The organism is Sporomusa sp. 246TCP1 (assembly GCF_057319775.1).
The window spans coordinates 627,978-646,156 of record NZ_CM170492.1; the positions used below are offsets into that span (position 1 = coordinate 627,978).

General features: G+C 44.5%; 16 protein-coding genes. All 16 read left to right on the plus strand.

The annotated features are described in order from the left end of the window. Positions 1-4 precede the first annotated feature (4 nt). Positions 5-895 carry an NAD(P)-dependent oxidoreductase gene (locus tag AC1ECB_RS02960; protein WP_485667390.1) on the plus strand — a complete coding sequence of 297 codons (891 nt, stop codon included), beginning with the start codon at positions 5-7 and terminating at the stop codon, positions 893-895. A 122-nt stretch (positions 896-1,017) separates the two neighbouring features. Beyond that, a complete protein-coding gene (locus AC1ECB_RS02965; protein WP_485667391.1) occupies positions 1,018-2,457 on the plus strand; it encodes a serine dehydratase alpha family protein in 1,440 nt (479 codons plus the stop codon). 14 nt (positions 2,458-2,471) lie between these two features. Continuing rightward, the gene (locus AC1ECB_RS02970; protein WP_485667392.1) at positions 2,472-3,689 is read left to right on the plus strand and encodes a 3-isopropylmalate dehydratase large subunit; all 1,218 of its coding nucleotides are present in this window, start codon (positions 2,472-2,474) and stop codon (positions 3,687-3,689) included. Beyond that, the gene (locus AC1ECB_RS02975; protein WP_485667393.1) at positions 3,682-4,194 is read left to right on the plus strand and encodes a LeuD/DmdB family oxidoreductase small subunit; all 513 of its coding nucleotides are present in this window, start codon (positions 3,682-3,684) and stop codon (positions 4,192-4,194) included. Before AC1ECB_RS02970 ends, AC1ECB_RS02975 begins: the two co-directional genes overlap by 8 nt. A gap of 6 nt (positions 4,195-4,200) precedes the next feature. Continuing rightward, a complete protein-coding gene (locus AC1ECB_RS02980) occupies positions 4,201-6,048 on the plus strand; it encodes a cobalamin-dependent protein (protein WP_485667394.1) in 1,848 nt (615 codons plus the stop codon). Then, positions 6,048-7,190: a PrpF domain-containing protein gene (locus tag AC1ECB_RS02985; RefSeq protein WP_485667395.1), complete on the plus strand. Its 1,143-nt coding sequence runs from the start codon at positions 6,048-6,050 to the stop codon at positions 7,188-7,190. The genes AC1ECB_RS02980 and AC1ECB_RS02985 overlap by 1 nt, the downstream gene beginning before the upstream one ends. Positions 7,191-7,204: 14 nt before the next feature. Beyond that, the gene (locus AC1ECB_RS02990) at positions 7,205-8,653 is read left to right on the plus strand and encodes a glutamate mutase L (RefSeq protein ID WP_485667396.1); all 1,449 of its coding nucleotides are present in this window, start codon (positions 7,205-7,207) and stop codon (positions 8,651-8,653) included. A 30-nt stretch (positions 8,654-8,683) separates the two neighbouring features. Next, on the plus strand, positions 8,684-9,556 hold the full coding sequence (locus AC1ECB_RS02995; protein WP_485667397.1) for an isocitrate lyase/PEP mutase family protein: 873 nt from the start codon (positions 8,684-8,686) through the stop codon (positions 9,554-9,556). A 123-nt stretch (positions 9,557-9,679) separates the two neighbouring features. Then, positions 9,680-10,153: a (2Fe-2S)-binding protein gene (locus AC1ECB_RS03000; RefSeq protein WP_485667398.1), complete on the plus strand. Its 474-nt coding sequence runs from the start codon at positions 9,680-9,682 to the stop codon at positions 10,151-10,153. Positions 10,154-10,158: 5 nt separating this feature from the next. Then, positions 10,159-11,433 (plus strand): xanthine dehydrogenase family protein molybdopterin-binding subunit, encoded by a 1,275-nt coding sequence (locus tag AC1ECB_RS03005; RefSeq protein WP_485667399.1) that lies wholly within the window; start codon positions 10,159-10,161, stop codon positions 11,431-11,433. Beyond that, positions 11,430-12,452 (plus strand): xanthine dehydrogenase family protein molybdopterin-binding subunit, encoded by a 1,023-nt coding sequence (locus tag AC1ECB_RS03010; RefSeq protein WP_485667400.1) that lies wholly within the window; start codon positions 11,430-11,432, stop codon positions 12,450-12,452. Before AC1ECB_RS03005 ends, AC1ECB_RS03010 begins: the two co-directional genes overlap by 4 nt. A gap of 12 nt (positions 12,453-12,464) precedes the next feature. Next, a complete protein-coding gene (locus AC1ECB_RS03015) occupies positions 12,465-13,808 on the plus strand; it encodes an MFS transporter (protein WP_485667401.1) in 1,344 nt (447 codons plus the stop codon). Between the two features lie 94 nt (positions 13,809-13,902). Then, positions 13,903-15,414 carry a DUF362 domain-containing protein gene (locus AC1ECB_RS03020; protein ID WP_485667402.1) on the plus strand — a complete coding sequence of 504 codons (1,512 nt, stop codon included), beginning with the start codon at positions 13,903-13,905 and terminating at the stop codon, positions 15,412-15,414. Further along, positions 15,411-16,280, plus strand: a complete 870-nt coding sequence (locus AC1ECB_RS03025) for a hypothetical protein (RefSeq protein ID WP_485667403.1) — start codon at positions 15,411-15,413, stop codon at positions 16,278-16,280. Before AC1ECB_RS03020 ends, AC1ECB_RS03025 begins: the two co-directional genes overlap by 4 nt. Before the next feature lie 88 nt (positions 16,281-16,368). Further along, on the plus strand, positions 16,369-17,205 hold the full coding sequence (locus tag AC1ECB_RS03030; protein ID WP_485667404.1) for a methyl-accepting chemotaxis protein: 837 nt from the start codon (positions 16,369-16,371) through the stop codon (positions 17,203-17,205). A gap of 84 nt (positions 17,206-17,289) precedes the next feature. Further along, complete coding sequence (locus AC1ECB_RS03035; RefSeq protein WP_485667405.1) at positions 17,290-18,177, plus strand: FAD binding domain-containing protein; 888 nt, start codon at positions 17,290-17,292, stop codon at positions 18,175-18,177. Positions 18,178-18,179 lie beyond the last annotated feature (2 nt).

The window sequence follows — 18,179 nt, forward strand, 5'->3', positions numbered from 1 at the left end:
ACTTATGTTAAAAATTGGATTTGTTGGACTAGGCGCGATGGGCCGGCCAATGGCTAGTAATATCTTAAAAGCAGGATATTCTTTAACTGTATGCGATGTGGTCGCTGCTGCTGTTGAAGATATGAAGGCCAGAGGGGCAAAAGCTGCTAATGGACCAAAGGAAGTAGCACTTAATAGTGATGTTGTTTTGATCTCCCTGCCTAATAGCTCAATTGTTGAAGAAGTAGTCAGTGATAAAGAGGGTCTTTTGACAGGAAGTCATCAAGGGCAGATTCTTATCGACTTGAGTAGTGTTACGCCAAGTCATACCAAAAAAATGGCTTCGCTGGCAGCCGCCCAAGGTGTAGATTATCTTGATGCACCGGTTAGCGGCGGAGTATCAGGAGCTGACGCCGGTACTCTTACAATTATGGTTGGTGGTGAGAAAACAGCCCTCGATCGTTGCCAAGAGGTATTACAAGTTATTGGCAAAAAAATCTACCACGTGGGGCCAGTTGGCTCAGGTGATGCCATTAAACTTGTTAACAATTTGCTTTTGGGTGTAAATATGGTAGCTGTAGCAGAAGCCATGACATTAGGAGTAAAAGCAGGGATTGATCCTCAAGTGCTGTTCGAGATTATTAGCAGCAGTTCCGGTCGTAGTTACGCACTGGAAGCGAAAGTGCCAAACTTTGTACTTAAAGGCAAGTTTGATCCAGGCTTCACAGTTAATCTCCAGTATAAGGATCTGGAGATGGCTGTGCAGACTGCAAAAGAGCTAGGTATTCCGCTTGTTATGGCTAATTTCGCGCAACAGGTCTATGAAACGGCTAGGGCTAAAGGGCTTGGCAAAAAAGATATATCAGCGGTTATAACACTTAACGAAGAATTAGCTGGGGTTACAGTAAGAAAATAGAATTTAGCTGCTTAAACTAGGGGCATTACGGAACCGGGTGCGCTTGGTGTCCATCTTTTGAGCATCAAGCGCACTTGCGGGTTTGGCGATGGTACTAGCAAAGTAATATAGGAGGCTAAAACATGGCGAAGTTGCTAGATTTAAACATGGAGAAGTTGCTAGATTTAGCCCGGCAAAAAGGTTATCCAATCGGAGGATTTACCCTCGGACAGTGCATCGACTTAGCTAGTGAGTGTGGTACGAGTGTCAGTGAGGTTGTAATCGCTGAGGCTATTGAAGTAAACAAAATGACTCGGGAAGAAGTATTGTCAGCAATAATGTCTGCATTCAGCCACAATCTGTATGCTGTGGAGATGGGCATTACAAATGGTGCGAGCTTTCTCCTCGGGCAGGTAGGCCAAGAGCTTGTCGAAGGGGACATAAAATTAAATGAGGACACTTTTATAAACAACGCGCTATGTTACACACTGGCGGCGCAGGTCGGAAATCATTGTGTCGGTCTGCAGCCATGTGCCGGGACTGGGGATTCCTGCCCTTATTCCGGTTTACTCAGAGCAATGCTTGAAACTATCGACAATAAAGAAACGGTAGCTTGTTTAACCGCGCTAATGTTAAAAGTAGGTACAATTTTCCGAGTAGGCAAAACAAGCACAGGCTGCAACCTGGAAGGGTTTGGAGCCGGGTCAGCGGCAACAGCAGCAGTAATGGCTGAGATGCTTGGCGGTACGCCTGAACAGGTTGGCAAAGCCATAGTATTGGCGTTGTCGCCGACGATAGCGGTGCCCTGCACACCAAGGGTTATGGTTGCTGGTTTATGCGCGACGCATATCGGTGGTGCCATTTTGAATGGTAATTTGGCTGCAAAGCTTGCAGTAAAAACATCGATACCTGTAAACGTACCAGTGGATGTAATGATTTCTATGGCGGTGGCGGTACATCCGGAATCTGCCAAACATATAGTTCCTGTTGTTATTAAATATATGGAACCTTTCTTTAGAACAAATGAGTCGGTAGAAAATTATGTCCAACAGGAAGTAAAGGATAAGGAAGACGCTCAAATAAAAGCCACAATTGCGGAAGCCACGTTAGAGGCGCAGGCCTTAGCCATAAAGGCCAATTCAATAGTGAAGCCGTTTGGTGATGCAGTTGTCGGCGGCAGCAGTCAGGCGGTAGGTTCTCCCACCAATACGGCTCGTATAGCGCATGAGTTGGTAAAAGGCGATATTACTGGTGTAAAAATTGAACTGTACCCGGAATTATTTGTCCGGCGTGGTATCAACGTGCCGGGAATCCTTATGGCAGCTATATATGGCGCAGGGACTGACAACGCAAATTTGTATCGCAGTGTTATGGATAGGGTTAAAGAGAGAAAGCTTAAAATTGAAATTTGTGAAGTTGAGGAATATCAACTGCAGCGAATAACTGTTTTTGCGACCGGACAGGGATCGTTTGTGGAAGCTTTAAACAGAGGCGGTGGCAGGGTTGTTCTCCGCAATGCTTCCTGTTCTATTGATGAGGCTAAATCTGTTGCCCGTAAACTTAATATTGAGGTTGTTGACTAGAAAGGGTGAGGGCGTTGAATGAAATTGAAAATTATTTGGCGCGCGCGGCAGAACTGGAATCCGTAAGCGTAGGTCAGGATATTACGATTAACATTGATTTAGCTGTAGCACATGATGTGACAGCGCCTATGGCAATTAGCCAATTTGAAAAAATTGGGGTAGACAGGGTATTTGATCCGGCAAAAGTTATGTTTGTATTTGACCATGTTTTTCCGGCGCCTACTATTCCGGCTCGTCACAATCATAGACAATTGATGGATTTTGCTGAAAAGTATAAGGTGCGCTGTTTTGGTAAGGGTGAAGGCGTTGTTCACCAATTAGTGGCCGAAGAAGGCGGTTTAATTAGGGGATCGGTACTTATCGGAGCTGATTCGCATACTTGCACTGCCGGTGCCTATGGAGCGTTGGCCTTTGGCGTTGGCTCAACAGAAATTGCTGCAGCCATGGCTACAGGCACACTTGACATCGAAGTGCCGCCAATCCAGTTGATACGGCTTGAAGGGAAGATGGCCCCGGGAGTTTATGCAAAAGATATTATACTTCATCTTATTGGGAAATTTGGTACAGACGGTTTTACCGATCAAGGAATTATATTTGCTGGTAGCTGGGTAAAAACCGCTGATATTGAAGAAAAGATGACGATTAGCAATATGGCTATAGAAATGGGAGCTATGCTTAGTTATTTTTCAGTAAGCGAAGCTGTAGGTCCGGTGAGTAAGACTGAAATTATCGAAGTGAATAAGCTTGTACCGGTTACGGCTTGTCCGCATTCTCCCGGTAATGTCAAGTCGATTGCGGATGTTTTAAATACGACTGTTAATCAAGTAGTAATCGGCAGCTGTACCAATGGGAGGATAAGCGACATGCGGATCGCTGCCGAGGTGTTTAGCAAGGCTAATGTACATCCTAATGTCACTTGCATTGTGATGCCTGCCTCACAAAGAGTGGTTCAGGCGATGGAAATAGAAGGTTTGACGCATATTATGCGGGAAGCAGGAGTGACAGTGCTGAGCCCAGGCTGTGGTCCGTGCTATGGGGGACATATGGGGCTTGTTACTGCGGATGATGTTGTTGTCTCTACCACGAACCGTAATTTCCCCGGGCGCATGGGTGCAAAAGAAGCCAATATTTACTTGGCGTCACCCCGTGCTGCTGCTGAAGCAGCAGTTTGCGGTAAGATAGTTTTTCCTGGTACGGCAGTACCACTGGTGGGGGTGAATAATCATGGATAGCAAGTTGACTGTTCGTGGCCGAGTGTGGTGTTTGGGCGATAACGTTGATACGGACCAAATACTTCCTGGCTATGCTATGGCCTATCCGCAGGAACAGCTTAAGTTTCATGCTCTTGCCGGAAGCGTGATTTCAGACTTCGCCAAAAGGGTAAAGCCTGGCGATATAATTGTTGCCGGAAATAACTTTGGTGCGGGTTCTAGTCGTGAGCAGGCTCCGGTAGCGTTGAAAGATGCAGGTGTGGGGGCGGTTATTGCCCAATCATTCGCAAGAATTTTTCGACGTAACTCTATAAATATAGGACTGCCGGTTATGTGTGCTGATACTAGCGGCAAAGTTAAGGACGGTGACGAAATTATCCTAGACCTTGCGGTCGGTGAAGTTACACTGCCTGATAAAACCGTTATCAAGGGGCAGCGTCCGGGTGATAATGTGTTGACTATATTAGAGGCTGGAGGGCTGATACCTAAGGTTAAGCAGCAAATGCAACAAGAGCGGGGGGAGTAGAAGCATATGCAGAAAAAAACAAAAGAAATTATCATTGCTGATCAGGAACGGGTTCGGGCTTATGAAAAGGTTTTCAAAGTACCAATGCCGCAAGTGACTAAGGACGGAGATGTAACCGGTTTGCCGGACCCCTATCCGCGCGTTGTGGCTGGGGTAGAACGCAGCGGTTATCGTATTTGGGAACTGGCTCAAAAAGCAGAGCGGACGGGTATTCCGGTGATGAACCCGATTCTTGGCCGTAATTCGGGAGCGGAAACATATAAAGAAGCACTTGATATGTACAAAGGAGCCGAACAATTTGGGGAGACCATCTTTCACTTTGTTCACTCTGAAGCTACTCGGCACATAGACCCGCTTGATGGAGAGGAACTAATCGAGCAGTCACGCGGCAAAGGTGGGATTACACCTGCTGGGGAACGAGAATTGGTGCAGTTGGGTGGGGGTAGTAAACATCCTATGCGGGTAAACGCAACTGGTGATACACCACACCTTTCCATTATTAACGCACTTATTGCCGGCTTTGACGGTACAGATATCGGCCCGGTAATTCACGTCCATTTTGGCGGTCGGGGAATTCACGATTATAAGACGAAAGTGCTCAATGGGTACCGGGCTTTACAAATTTGTGCGGAAAACAATATCTTTGTCCAGACTGATTCACATAAGCATTTAAATAATATCGGTGGCACAGATGGAATGGCTTTAGCAATGTGCCTATTGGCCGAAGGTTTGGGTGTCTTAGCGGGCTTGCCAAAAGAATTAAGCGCATTGCAGATGAATGTTGCGGGGATCAATTTGTTTGCAGACCTCGCAGTAATGCGGGCGTTCAAAGAAACGATGCTGAGTGGTTCTTTGATTGTTGTACCGGAAACTTTCCAAAACCCTCCAGCTGATCTTATCGCGGAACAGGCTCATTTTGCCCGTATGGCTATCAGTGCACGGTTAGGTGGAGCCAATTTCTACCGGCCGAAAGCGGCTGAGTCGGTTGGTATACCGACAGGTGCTTCCATGGCAAAAGCAATCTGGGCTTCCCACAATGTATTTACCAATACAGCCAAGATTGATATTCAGCACTCTTATATTGATACACGTAAAGAAAATATTATTTCCGAAGCGATGGCAGTACTTACTGCCGTATTACAACGCGATGGCATGCTTGCACCGCAAGATATTACACCGAATTTTTGGCGTAATTATGCTGCCAAAGAATTAATTGATATGATTGTTATTGCAGGAAAAAATGGTGTAATGGATGCACCACGTGCTGGTGGTTGGGATCTTAAGCGCGGAGTGCGTACGCACCGCGATGAAGATGGTATTCGTCGTTATGTGCCAGGTTATGGTCCAACCGATATCGAAGAAAAATATCTTACTTTTACAAAAGAGCCAGTAGAAGTGGAAAAACCGGTACAAGTTAGCAAAAAGACAAAAATTGTGCTGGCAACAGTTGGGGCTGATGCTCATCTCGTTGGTATAAATACTGTTCGCGAAGCGTTGCAAAAAGCTGGTTTTGAGGTAATTTATCTGAGGGGTATGAATCTTCCGGAGACGGTGGCAGAAGTTGCTGCAGAAGCAAAGGCGCAGGTTATAGGTGTGACCAATCTGTTGGGAATGGGAACTACGCTTTATCCGAGGGTTAATGATAGAATGGAACAACTTGGTATACGAAAAGACACCGCATTAATTTCCGGTGGGCGAATTGCTGAAAAAGAGGAAGAGCACGAAGCAGTAGAAGAGAAAATTAAGCAGGAAGGGACGAGCTTCTTGGGTGTAGATGCCTATTTTGGCCCTGGAACCGACCCGGCTGATATTGTGCAATGGGTGCAAAAGCATATAGAGGAGGTAAACAAATAATGAACCAGACGATAAAAGTACCTTGTGTTGTTCTGCGGGGTGGTACTAGTAAAGGCATCTACTTGAAAGCTGTCGATTTGCCAAAGGATAAAGGCGAGCGGGATACATTAATTTGTAAGATATTTGGCAGTCCTGATGTCAGACAGATTGACGGACTTGGCGGAGCCGATCCGCTTACAAGTAAAGTCGCCATTATCGGCCCCGCTTCCCGACCGGACGCGGATGTCGATTATACTTTTGGGCAGGTGAGCTTTACCGAAAAGTATATCGATTATAGCGGCAATTGCGGCAATATTTCCGCGGGTGTAGGCCCCTTTGCCATTGATGAAGGGCTGGTTACCGTCGTTGAAGGTGTTACTACAGTTCGTATTCATAATACCAATACTGGTAAGATTATTGTCGCAGAGGTACCAACGGTCGCAGGAAAGGCTGCGGTGATTGGGGACCATGTTATTGCAGGTGTGCCTGGAACAGGTGCAAAAATTATGCTTGATTATTCAGATACCGCTGGTGCAGTTACAGGAAAACTGCTGCCATCTGGAAACAGTACAGATACGCTTGCTGTAGATGGTTTTGGTAAAGTTACTGTGAGTATAGTCGACGCGGCTAATGTTGTTATTTTTATAAAGGCGGAAGAGATAGGGTTAACAGGAATCGAAACTCCGAAGGAACTGAGCAATCGGCCAGATATGCTCAATTTGCTGGAAAAAATTCGCGGTACGGCTGCGGTTAAAATTGGTATGGCTAAAGACTTGGATGATGCCTTGAAGCGTATTCCAGCTTTTCCGATGATTGCTTTCGTAAGTTCAGCGACTGACTATAATGATTTTACTACAGGCCATCTTATAAAAGCAGCTGAAGTTGATTTTGTGTCGCGGTTAATGTTTATGCAAGTTATGCATAAAACTTATGCCGGAACAGGCACAATCTGCACAGGCGTAGCTGCCAAGATTCCCGGCACGGTAGTTAATCAAGTGATTAGTGCTGCTGATAAACCGTTGATCCGGTTTGGTCACCCCGCCGGTGTAATTGAAGTCGAAGTAGCAACCAATAATCAGGATAATAATATAGTTCTCACGCGGGCAGCGATGTCCCGGACTGCAAGACGAATAATGGACGGAAACGTATACGTTATTAAATAAAGCGGGGGCTATATATGAGTGCAATGGATGAAAAGATAGTTGACACAATTTTGTTTGACGTTGGCAGCACTTTTACTAAAGCAACCGCAATTGATAGCATAAATGGTGAGTTGGTATGGCTTGCCAGAGCTCAGGCACCTACAACCGTGAAAGATATTGACCATGGATTGAGTGGGGTATTGAATGGGTTGGCAGCAGCTCTAGGAACGGAAAAAGTTATGGCTCGCAATGTGCAGGCATCAAGCAGCGCTGCGGGTGGCCTGCGCATGGTTGCAATGGGCTATATGCCGAGGGTTACTGCGAAAGCTGCCAAAGAAGTGGCTATGAACGCGGGTGCAAGAGTCCTAGAGGTTATGTCTTTTGAAGATAAACCTGAAAATAAACTAGAAATGCTTTGCGAAATCCGGCCAGACATTATTCTTTTGGCGGGGGGGACCGATGGCGGCAACCAAGAATCGCTTATAGAAGATGCACAGCTAATTGTAGCTAGTAAAGTTAAAGCTACCGTAGTTATTGCCGGAAATGTCAGCATACAGCCGCAAGTGCAGATGATCCTAGAGAAGGCGGGAATTAGTACAGTACGCGTTGCTAATGTGATGCCGAATATTCATAATTTGAACGTCAAGCCTGCGCGCGAGGCTATTCATGAACAGTTTATTCATCAGATTACGAACGCCAAGGGCCTTGGCAAACTAATGGATCGTTTGACTGTCAGTAAAGTCATTCCAACACCGGGAGCCATACTTTTGGCGACCGAACTATTGGCGAAAGGCACGCGCGAGGAAAAAGGCATTGGCAATTTAGCTATTGTTGATCTTGGCGGAGCAACGACCGATATTCACTCAGTTTTACCCTATCTTGATGAACTGTCAATAGAAGAAAAGGGTTTGGTAGTAACAAATGAGAAACAACTGTCATACCGCACGGTTGAAGGTAATTTAGGCCTAAGGGTAAGCGCGCGGGGAATAATAGAGGCTGCTGGAGAAAGGGCTATTTTAGTTCGTGGCGGTCTTGAAAAAGAAGAATTGGAAAAAGAATTAGATAACTATGCTATACAACTTGAGGCGAATCCTGAATACTTGGCTTTATCTGAACAGGAAAAATTGTTTGATCAGGCTATGGCAAGGACCGCTGTGGAAATAGCATTCAAACGCCATGCTGGATATATAGCTCAGCATTTTGATCCAGTAATAGGCGTTGTTCCAGGTACTCCAGTTGGACGAGACTTAAGAAGAATAAAAACGGTAATTGCGGTTGGCGGGATTTTTACGTGCTTATCGAACGAAGAAGCGTCCACAATTATAACAGACGCTATAAGCACCCCCGGCATATCTTTGTTACCAACAGCAAACATCCGGGTAATAATTGATAAAGCCTATTTGCTGTATGCAATTGGATTACTAGCTGAATACCGACCTACGCAAGCATTGCGGTTTGTTAAGAGACATTTTGGGTTTGAGTAATAAAATATAAAATTAAAAGGAAGTTAAATTATGAAAAAAACTACACAATTACGACAACTATTGACCAATAAACAAATACTTATTGCCCCGGGTGCTCATGATGCTCTTACGGCAAAAGTTATTGCTAAGGTTGGTTTTGAAGCAGTATATTTTACCGGTTATGGGCAGGCCGCAAGTCACCTTGGTATGCCTGATGTCGGATTATTGACGATGACTGAAATGGTGGAGCGTGTACGCAATTTTGTGCACGCTGTAGATATACCGGTCATTGCTGATGGTGATACTGGTTTTGGCAATGCTGTAACAGCAATGCGCACTGTTCGTATGTACGAGGAGGCTGGTGCAGCCGCTATTCAATTGGAAGACCAGGTAGCTCCTAAAAAATGTGGTCATATGATTGGTCGTCAGGTTATTGCTATTGAGGAAATGGTTGGCAAGATAAAAGCGGCAGTAGCGGCCCGTAAAGATCCGGATTTTGTAATTTTGGCACGCACTGATGCTAGGACAACGCAGGGTATAGAGGAAGCTATCCGCCGCGGTAAAGCTTATGAAGAGGCTGGTGCTGATGTTCTGTTTATTGAATCACCGGAAAGCATTGAAGAAATGAAAATGATAACTTCCAGTTTCAAGGTTCCGGTATTGGCAAATATGGTCGAAGGTGGCCGTACTCCGTTATTAAATGCTAATGAACTTGAAAATATTGGCTATAACCTGGTTATTTTCCCCACCGCATCAATCTATGTTACAGCACAGGCGATGTTTAATTTAATGAATGAATTGAAAGAAAAGGGAACAACCCAAGAAGTTATTGATAAAATGATTCCATTCAGTCAATTTAATGAACTTATTGGCTTGCCGCAAATTCGGCAGTTAGAAAATGAGTATTTGCCTACAAGCCATTAAAATAAAGAAACCGTGTATTCACTTCTGAGATGAGGCTTTGGGGCAAGCAAAAGATATATGAGTAGCGCTTTCATAGATGTCAATTTTTCAATAATCTAATCATTTAATATTGGAGATGTGAAAATGGAGAAAAGTAGAATTAGTTTTATACTGAATGGTCAAAAAGTCTCAGCAGAAGTGTCTACAGATCGATTACTCGTAGACTTTTTGCGTGATGATCTCAATCTAACTGGTACAAAAAAAGGATGCAGCGTCGGTGAGTGTGGCGCTTGTACTGTTATTATGGATGGAAAAACGGTTAATTCTTGTCTTGTATTGGCTGCAACGGTTAATGGTTCTGAAATTACTACGGTTGAAGGGGTTAGTAAAGGAGAAATTAGCACTTTGCAGCAGTCCTTTCTTGACCATGGTGCTGTTCAATGCGGTTTTTGTACTCCGGGAATGTTGATGTCAGCAAAAGCACTGTTAGATAAAAATCCTCATCCAACACGGGAAGAAATTAAAACTGCAATTTCAGGAAATCTATGCCGTTGCACCGGCTATAAGAAAATAGTTGACTCGGTAGAAGCCGTTGCCAATGCTCAGGAAGGAGAATAAATAGTATGGGTGAAACGGGAGTTGGGACTTCTGTTATTCGCAAAGATGCGCTGTACAAGGTAATGGGAAAAGCAGTTTTTGCCGCTGATATAAAGCGTCCGGGTATGTTGTATGCAAAGGTGCTGCGTAGTAAGGTTCCTCACGCTGTTGTCGAAGCAATAGATATAAAAAAAGCCGTTGCATACCCTGGAGTAGTGAAGGTATTAACGGCAGACGATATCCCAGGAACAAACAATAATGGCATTATTGTTAAAGATGAGCCGGTTTTAGTAAACGACAAGATTCGTCGTATCGGAGATGCTATCGCTGTGGTTGCAGCAGAGTCAGAAAAAGCGGCGGAAGAAGCAATAAAATTAATTGATGTTAAACTAAAGAAACTGCCGGCGGTGTTTGATCCGTTAGAAGCAATGAAGCCGGGAGCTCCTCTTGTTCATAAAAGTAACATTCTGTGTTTACAAAAAATTCGTAAAGGGAATATTGAAGAAGGGTTTGCTGCGGCAGATATAATTGTTGAAAATGTCTATCATACTCAGCAAGTTGCCCATTCATACATTGAGCCTGAAGCAGGGGTAGCGGAATATGATGGGTCTGATATTACCCTATGGGTGGGAACCCAAAACGCTCATTACGACCGGGGTGAGGTCGCCCGTACTTTAAACATGGATGTCAGTCATGTGCGAATAGTACAGACTGTTACCGGCGGAGGGTTCGGTGGAAAGTTGGATATTTCGGTCCATTGTTATATTGCTTTGCTTGCCTATTATACTGGCCGTCCGGTAAAAATTGTCTATACTCGGGAAGAATCAATGGTAAGTTCAAGTAAGCGGCATCCCTACTATATGGAATATAAAACCGGGGCGACTAGGAACGGCAAACTCACTGCCGTTCAGGTAAAGATTATTGCCGATACGGGAGCGTATGCATCGTATGGCCCTGGTGTTTTGACAAGGGCGGCAGTACACGCTACGGGGCCTTATGAAGTGCCTAACGTATGGGGTGATGCCTATGGCGTTTATACAAATAATCCTATGGCAGGAGCCATGCGTGGTTTTGGTGTGCCACAGGTAGCTTTTGCCCATGAGTCGCAAATGAATTTACTTGCGGAGAGACTTGGCATTACTCCAGTGGAAATTCGTCTTCGTAATGTGTTAGTTAATGGTAGTTTTACGGCAACCGGACAACTGCTAAAGGACAGTGTTGGGATAAAAGGTACTCTTGAACAAGCCGCCGAGAAGGCAGGGCTATTAAGCTCGGCAGTAATGAGGGAGGTGAAAAAATGAAAAAACGGGGAGTAGGAATTGGATGTATGTGGTATGGTATTGGAAATACCGGACTTCCTAATCCGGCCAGTGCTTACGTGGAATGGCATAGTGATGGTTCAGTTAATGTCTTAGTAGGCTGTGCCGATATAGGACAAGGTTCGGATACTATATTAGCGCAAATTGTAGGGGAAGAATTAGGGGTTCCTTATGAAATGATAATAGTTATTTCCGCTGATACGTTAGTTACTCCTGAAGGTGGTGCTACATCGGCGAGCCGTCAAACTTATATTTCAGGGAATGCTGTTAGATTGGCCGCAAAAGAGGCAAAAAAAAATGTAATAAGTGAAGCTGCGGAGCAACTAGCTGTACCTGAAGAGAAAATTAGCTTTGCAGATGGATGTGTCTGGGTTAATGGTAATAAAACCGAGCTGTTAATTAAAGATGTTATAGCAACCTGCCGTAGCAAAGGGATTTTAACACTTGGGCATGGCTGGTTTAATCCTGATACTACCAGACTTGACCCGGAAACCGGGCAGGGCCGGCCTTTTGGAACCTATGCCTTCGCGACGCAAGTTGTGGAAATTGAAGTTGACACAGGGACAGGTAAGATTGAGGTTACCAAAGTTATAGCTGCTCATGATGTCGGTAAAGCTATCAATCCCTTGTTGGTTGAAGGCCAAATTGAAGGCGGTAGCTTGATGGGCATGAGTTTTAGTATGCTTGAGGAACTTAACGTGGAAAACGGCCATATAAAAAATCTCAACTTCGATTCTTATCTTATTCCAACAGCTCTAGATTCGCCTGATTTTGAAACAATTATTGTTGAAGACAACGAACCATCTGGCCCATTTGGGGCTAAGGGTGTAGGTGAACCAGCGTTGATTCCTACTGCCGCTGCTATAGCCAATGCAGTGTATGACGCTATCGGCGTTAGAATATATAGTTTGCCGATTTCGCCGGAGAAGGTATTGGCTGCCCTAGAGGAATTAAAAACTGCATCTGGAAAAAAAGTAAATTGTTTTGATAATCGGATATAAGGAGGAGAAAAAATGGCAAGTGTTACTCAACGTTTAGAGAATTTACCACTGGGACAATGGCATTGGCGTTTATTAGGTATTATTGCCGTAGGTTGGGCGTTTGATGCAATGGATACGGGTATCGTCTCATTTGTACTTCCCAAATTGATGGCTATTTGGAAATTGACTCCGGCACAGATTGGTTTTATTGGTAGTATGGGCCTAGTTGGTATGGCCGTGGGTGCTGCTCTGGCAGGTACTTTAGCGGACTACATGGGTCGAAAAAAAGTACTTGCGGCAACGTTACTTATTTATGGTCTTGGTACCGGCGCATGTGGTTTTGCCTGGAGTTACGAATCACTATTGGTATTTCGCTTTATCGTTGGTTTTGGTCTTGGTGGTCAGGTACCGGTTGCTGTTACCTTAATGAGTGAATATGCACCGACCAAATATCGCGGACGATTGATCGTTCTTTTAGAAAGTTCATGGGCACTCGGCTGGTTGGCAGCTGCAATTATATCCTACCTTATTATTCCTAAGTATGGTTGGCAGCTTGCTTTCTATGTAGGTGCATTTCCTGTAATCTGGGTGTTTTATTTATGGAGGCATGTACCGGAATCTGCACATTATCTTATAAAAAAAGGTAAACTCCAAGAAGCACATGAATTGGTGTGTGAAGTTGAACGCTCACTTGGTGTGGCTTGCGGTGAACCACCTATAGCATCAGACATGGTTGCACCTACCAAAAGTGTATTTTCTCTTGCTCAATTGTTTTCCGGTCCTTATCTCAAAAAGACGATATGCTTATGGATATTATGGTTTGGCGTAGTATTCTCTTATTACGGAATTTTCATGTGGCTACCTACATTGCTTGTTAAAGCAGGACATAGTATGGTTCAGTCTTTTGAATTCGTGTTGTGGATGACATTGGCCCAAATTCCCGGCTATTTTACCGCTGCAGCTCTTGTGGATAAAATTGGTCGTAAACCGACTATATCTGCCTTCCTCATCTTGTGCGCAGGTACGGCCTATATGTTTGGAACTGCAACTGCGTGGAACGAGATTCTGATTTGGGGTTGCTTGATGTCCTTCTTTAACCTTGGTGCATGGGGTTTAATGTATACTTATACACCAGAAATGTACCCAACCGAGGCACGTGCTTCCGGTACTGGCTGGGCAGGAGCCTTCGGACGTGTCGGTGGTATGCTGGCACCAATAATAGTTGGTGCTATGTTTACCGGTCCGGACAAGTTTTCACTTGTATTTGCCATGTTCGCCGGTGTATTAATCTTCATTGGGTTGAACGTGTTGGTCTTGGGTGAAGAGACAATGAACAAATCGCTGGAAGCACCGGATAATCAGTCAAAGCCTTGCTAAAATAAAAATGAATAGCATGCTTGGGCAAAGAAAATATTCTTTGCCCAAGCATGCTAACTATTTCGCTGACAACGTTGATTAAGGGGGGGCTTTAATGATTTTAGTTAATGAAGAGCTATGTAAAGGCTGCGGAATTTGTGTTAAGAACTGTCCAGTTGGAGCAATAAAAATTGTTGATAAAAAAGCAAAAATTTATGATCTGTGTGCAAGTTGCAGTATTTGCTTACGTGTTTGCCCGGTTGGCGCTGTAACAAAAAATGAAGAGACCCCCGCTGATGTGGTCGTCTGTCGTTCTTGTCCGGTTGAATGCGCGATTAAGCCGGAATTTCAGGGAGCTTGCAGGCGCTATACCAACATTGACGGCAAACTTGTACGGATTAGGCCGCTTGTAATATATAACGAGAATTCTGGCGACCCGCATCCGGAAGTTCCCGCTAAGCCACTCATAACTGCAGTGGGTGCCGGAACGGAGTATCCGTGTTGTAAACCTGCTCCATATATTGTCTCAGATTCGGTAGACGGCGTTGAAGTTGTAACAGTCGTTACTGAGGCACCGTTAAGTTATAGCGGGATCAAGGTTAAAATTGATTGTAACAAGCATATTGGTGCTGAGGGAGCCAATGTTCGCCGTGAGGGCCAAACTGTTGGCATGGTTGATACGGAAGAATATGGGGCAAAAATGCTATCAATTGGCGGAGCAAATGTTCTTAGCAGTGGTAGAGCCGGGTTCATGGCAGCTAAAACAATAGTACAAATAGCAAATGGCGAAAGAGTAACACTGCAAGTTGAAAATGGTAGCAAACTTGAATTGCAGGTAGGTCATGCTCCTGTCATTGACGAGGTAGCTGAGAAAAAAATGCGTGTGGGCTGTGGCAGTGCCACAATAGGGATGTTTGCCAGTCAGTTGTGCAAGGTTGTCGAGGAGGCCATTATTTTAGACTATCACGTAATTGGACTGCTGTCTGAACATCGTGCTGGTGAAGAAGTTGGTATGAAATTCAGCGGGGTTGTCGTAAATGGACGGAAGAGCACCCGTGGCCGCTATTTTGGAGAAGCTGGTCACGGATGGGGTGGCACACACATCGAAACTCCTGTTCAGGCAGTCAAAGCAGTTGATATGCAAATTGCACATGAAGGCATGAAAATTCTCGTTACCGAAACTACTGGTCAGAAGGCTGGCCTGGTGGAAGTGCAAGCTAACGGGACAGTAAAAGAAATCACTATGACATCAGACGTTCAAGCGGCTGTTGATCTGATTGCTGCTAATTGTGAAGATGCCAGAGTGGCTGCTGTCTACGTTGGTGGAACAGGCGGAAGTGCCCGTGCCGGTGTTACCAACTATCCAATTAAGCTGTCGAAAGCGGTTCACGCCAACGAAGCAAAACTGACCATTGGCGGAGCGCCAACGTTTATTTTGCCAGGAGGCGGGATTAATTTTATGGTAGATGTCGAAAAAGTTGTTCCCAAAGCATTTACTTGGGTGGCTACACCAGCTACCGTTGTTCCGGTCGAATATACGTTAACAAAAGAAACTTACAAGAAAATTGGCGGTCATATGGAAAAAATTCGCCCACTGGTTGATGTTGTTTTGGAGCAGAAAAAATGATAGAAGTGCTGAATTCAAGCCTGATAAGGTTGGATTATGGCCCGATACAAATGAATATTCAAGCAAGCTGCCACGGACAGCCGCTCATTGAATGCCAAAAGGCGGCTGCCCAGAGGGCGATGAAGTTACTTGACGAATTAGCTGAATATAAGCATATTGCGGCGCAACCGCAAGAAAGAATTGGTGATACAAGCGCATTTCCAATAGTGTTGCAAAAAATGGTAGCCGCTGTCCGTGAATCAGGCGATGAAACTCTTACTCCGATGGCGGCAGTTGCCGGTTCATTTGCTGATCTTGTTGCCGACTATTTGGTTGAACAAGGTTCGACTAAGGTAATAGTAAATAACGGCGGCGATATAGCTGTTCGCCTGATGAACGATGAAAGTGTAACAGTGGGATTGGCTCCTGCACTTGGGGCATCAATTACTCATGTTAAACAAATAACCGCTCACGATGGCATTGGCGGGATTACAACTAGCGGACTTGGTGGGCGCAGTTTTACTAAGGGAATAGCGACAGCAGCTATAGTTGCGGCAGGCTCCGCTGCCTTTGCTGATGCTTGTGCAACCAGTTTAGGTAACGCTACGTATGCGCCTCATCCTAATATTCAAATGGTGCTGGCGGAATCAATTGACCCAAATATTGATATTAAAGGTCACTATGTTGTCGCTAACGTTGGCAAGCTGCCGCAGGAGATTGTCGAGGCAGCTTTGAACAACGGTTGGCAAAAAGCACAGGAATGGTTTAGCAAAGGGAAAATCAAAGGGGCAGCTATTTTTATTAATAATTATGGAGCTTTTATTCCAAATCATTTTGCGCAGCTTACTAACCATGTTCAGATTGAACCTGATATTAAAATGCTATAAAGTAGTAGTATTGAGAAACAATAATATAGCATAGCTAACCATGTATAATTGCTTTATAAATAATGGTAATGTTCAGGAGATGAAAAACATGGAAACTACAAGCAAATTGGATTGTTATAACCGTGTACTACCGTTAGTGCACAATCTTTTTGGCGGTCAAATTGGTGTAACACTTACTGATTGTGAACAAATAATAATTTATATGCCTGCGCAAAAACTTGATTTAAAATGTCAGTCTGGTGATAAAATTTTGCCGGGAACGGGAATTTATCGGGCAGTACATGAAGGTAACCGCATAGTTGGACGTGTAGATAAGTCTCATTACGGTGTGCCATATATCACTATGGCTATGCCAATTAAATCCGAGAATGGGGAAATAATTGGTTCAATGGCAGTTACCCAGACAATTGAACGGGAAGAATTCTTGCGGGACATGGCCGGAAATTTGGCGGAAAATCTGGAGTTACTAGCTAGTAACACGGAGGAAATTTCAGCGCAGACTGAAGAGATAGCTGCAGTCAGCAACACTCTTTCCCAAGTGGCAAAAAATTCCCAAATACGTGTTGGCGAAACAGATCAGGTGATTCGGTTTATTAACGATATTGCCAGTCAAACTAATTTGTTAGGGTTAAACGCAGCCATTGAGGCTGCCAGAGTAGGGGATGCCGGTCGCGGTTTCGGGGTTGTTGCTGAAGAAATTAGAAAGTTAGCGGCTAACAGTGCCGATTCGACAAAACAAATTGGCACTGTTTTAAGGGAATTACAAAAAGACAGCGGGCAACTGTATGAACAGTTAGTTCATGTAAACGACGTAATTGGGCAGATAGCTCAAGCCTCCACTCAGGTTGCGGGGGCCGTACAGCAAGTGAATGGTACAGCTCAACAGCTTAATGATATGGCCGAAAATTTGATTAAGGGAGAGTAATGCTATCTGGCAGCATTAGTTCTTATGAGTTATTGATTGAAGAGGAATAGAGAATTTCAAGATTAATAAAGGAGGTAAAAGTATATGGAATCGATGGCGTATTACGCGCCTAAAAGCATTGAAGAATTAGCTGAAATATTAGCAAGGGAAAAATCCGGAGCTAAAATTCTTGCTGGTGGTACTGATGTTGTCATACAGTTGCGTGAACAAAGTATTAATCCTGAATGCATAGTTTCTTTGAAATTTATTACAAAAATGAAAGGCATAAAAGAGCAAACTGGTAAAATAAAGGTAGGGCCAATGACTACATTTACTGAATTGGCGGAAGCGCCTTTAATTCGAGAAAAAGCACTTTTGCTTGCCCAAGCTGCTGCTTCTGTTGGTTCGCCGCAAATACGAAATGCTGGAACGGTGGGTGGGAACATAGTAAATGCTTCGCCGGCTGGAGACACGCTGCCGGCTTTAATGGCGCTGGATGCCGTCTTAACGATAGCCAGTGCGCGCGGAGAAAGGCAAATACCGCTCAAAGATTTTTATCTAGGTATTGGCAAGACCAAACTTGAAGCTGACGAATTTGTTAAATTGATTACGTTTGATGCCTTGCCTAAAACTTGTGGCAGTGCTTTTGTTAAGCTTGGCCGACGTAATGCCTTGGCAATTTCGCGAATTAGTATGGCTGCGGTAGTCGGGTACTCACTTGAAAGCAATACTGTTACTGACTGTCGGATTTCAGCCGGTTCACTAGCTCAAAACCCTTTTAGAATGCAGAATGCTGAAAACGCTTTGTTGGGAGCTAAATTAACAGTTGAGGCGGTAGAGAAAAGTGTGAGTGCGGCATTTCAGGAAATTACCGCAACACTTGGGCAGCGTGCTTCGGCCGTATATAAAAAAAAGGCGAGTCCTGTCTTAGTGCATAGAGTGCTCAATCAGGCAATAGGCCAAGTATATACTGATTGGGAGCAAAACGCATAATT

Bases quoted from the DNA above. Each gene is read 5' to 3' on its own strand.
- AC1ECB_RS02960 (WP_485667390.1), top strand. From the start codon at position 5: ATGTTAAAAATTGGATTTGTTGGACTAGGCGCGATGGGCCGGCCAATG.
- AC1ECB_RS02965 (WP_485667391.1), top strand. From the start codon at position 1,018: ATGGCGAAGTTGCTAGATTTAAACATGGAGAAGTTGCTAGATTTAGCC.
- AC1ECB_RS02975 (WP_485667393.1), top strand. From the start codon at position 3,682: ATGGATAGCAAGTTGACTGTTCGTGGCCGAGTGTGGTGTTTGGGCGAT.
- AC1ECB_RS02980 (WP_485667394.1), top strand. From the start codon at position 4,201: ATGCAGAAAAAAACAAAAGAAATTATCATTGCTGATCAGGAACGGGTT.
- AC1ECB_RS02985 (WP_485667395.1), top strand. From the start codon at position 6,048: ATGAACCAGACGATAAAAGTACCTTGTGTTGTTCTGCGGGGTGGTACT.
- AC1ECB_RS02990 (WP_485667396.1), top strand. From the start codon at position 7,205: ATGAGTGCAATGGATGAAAAGATAGTTGACACAATTTTGTTTGACGTT.
- AC1ECB_RS02995 (WP_485667397.1), top strand. From the start codon at position 8,684: ATGAAAAAAACTACACAATTACGACAACTATTGACCAATAAACAAATA.
- AC1ECB_RS03000 (WP_485667398.1), top strand. From the start codon at position 9,680: ATGGAGAAAAGTAGAATTAGTTTTATACTGAATGGTCAAAAAGTCTCA.
- AC1ECB_RS03005 (WP_485667399.1), top strand. From the start codon at position 10,159: ATGGGTGAAACGGGAGTTGGGACTTCTGTTATTCGCAAAGATGCGCTG.
- AC1ECB_RS03010 (WP_485667400.1), top strand. From the start codon at position 11,430: ATGAAAAAACGGGGAGTAGGAATTGGATGTATGTGGTATGGTATTGGA.
- AC1ECB_RS03015 (WP_485667401.1), top strand. From the start codon at position 12,465: ATGGCAAGTGTTACTCAACGTTTAGAGAATTTACCACTGGGACAATGG.
- AC1ECB_RS03020 (WP_485667402.1), top strand. From the start codon at position 13,903: ATGATTTTAGTTAATGAAGAGCTATGTAAAGGCTGCGGAATTTGTGTT.
- AC1ECB_RS03025 (WP_485667403.1), top strand. From the start codon at position 15,411: ATGATAGAAGTGCTGAATTCAAGCCTGATAAGGTTGGATTATGGCCCG.
- AC1ECB_RS03030 (WP_485667404.1), top strand. From the start codon at position 16,369: ATGGAAACTACAAGCAAATTGGATTGTTATAACCGTGTACTACCGTTA.
- AC1ECB_RS03035 (WP_485667405.1), top strand. From the start codon at position 17,290: ATGGAATCGATGGCGTATTACGCGCCTAAAAGCATTGAAGAATTAGCT.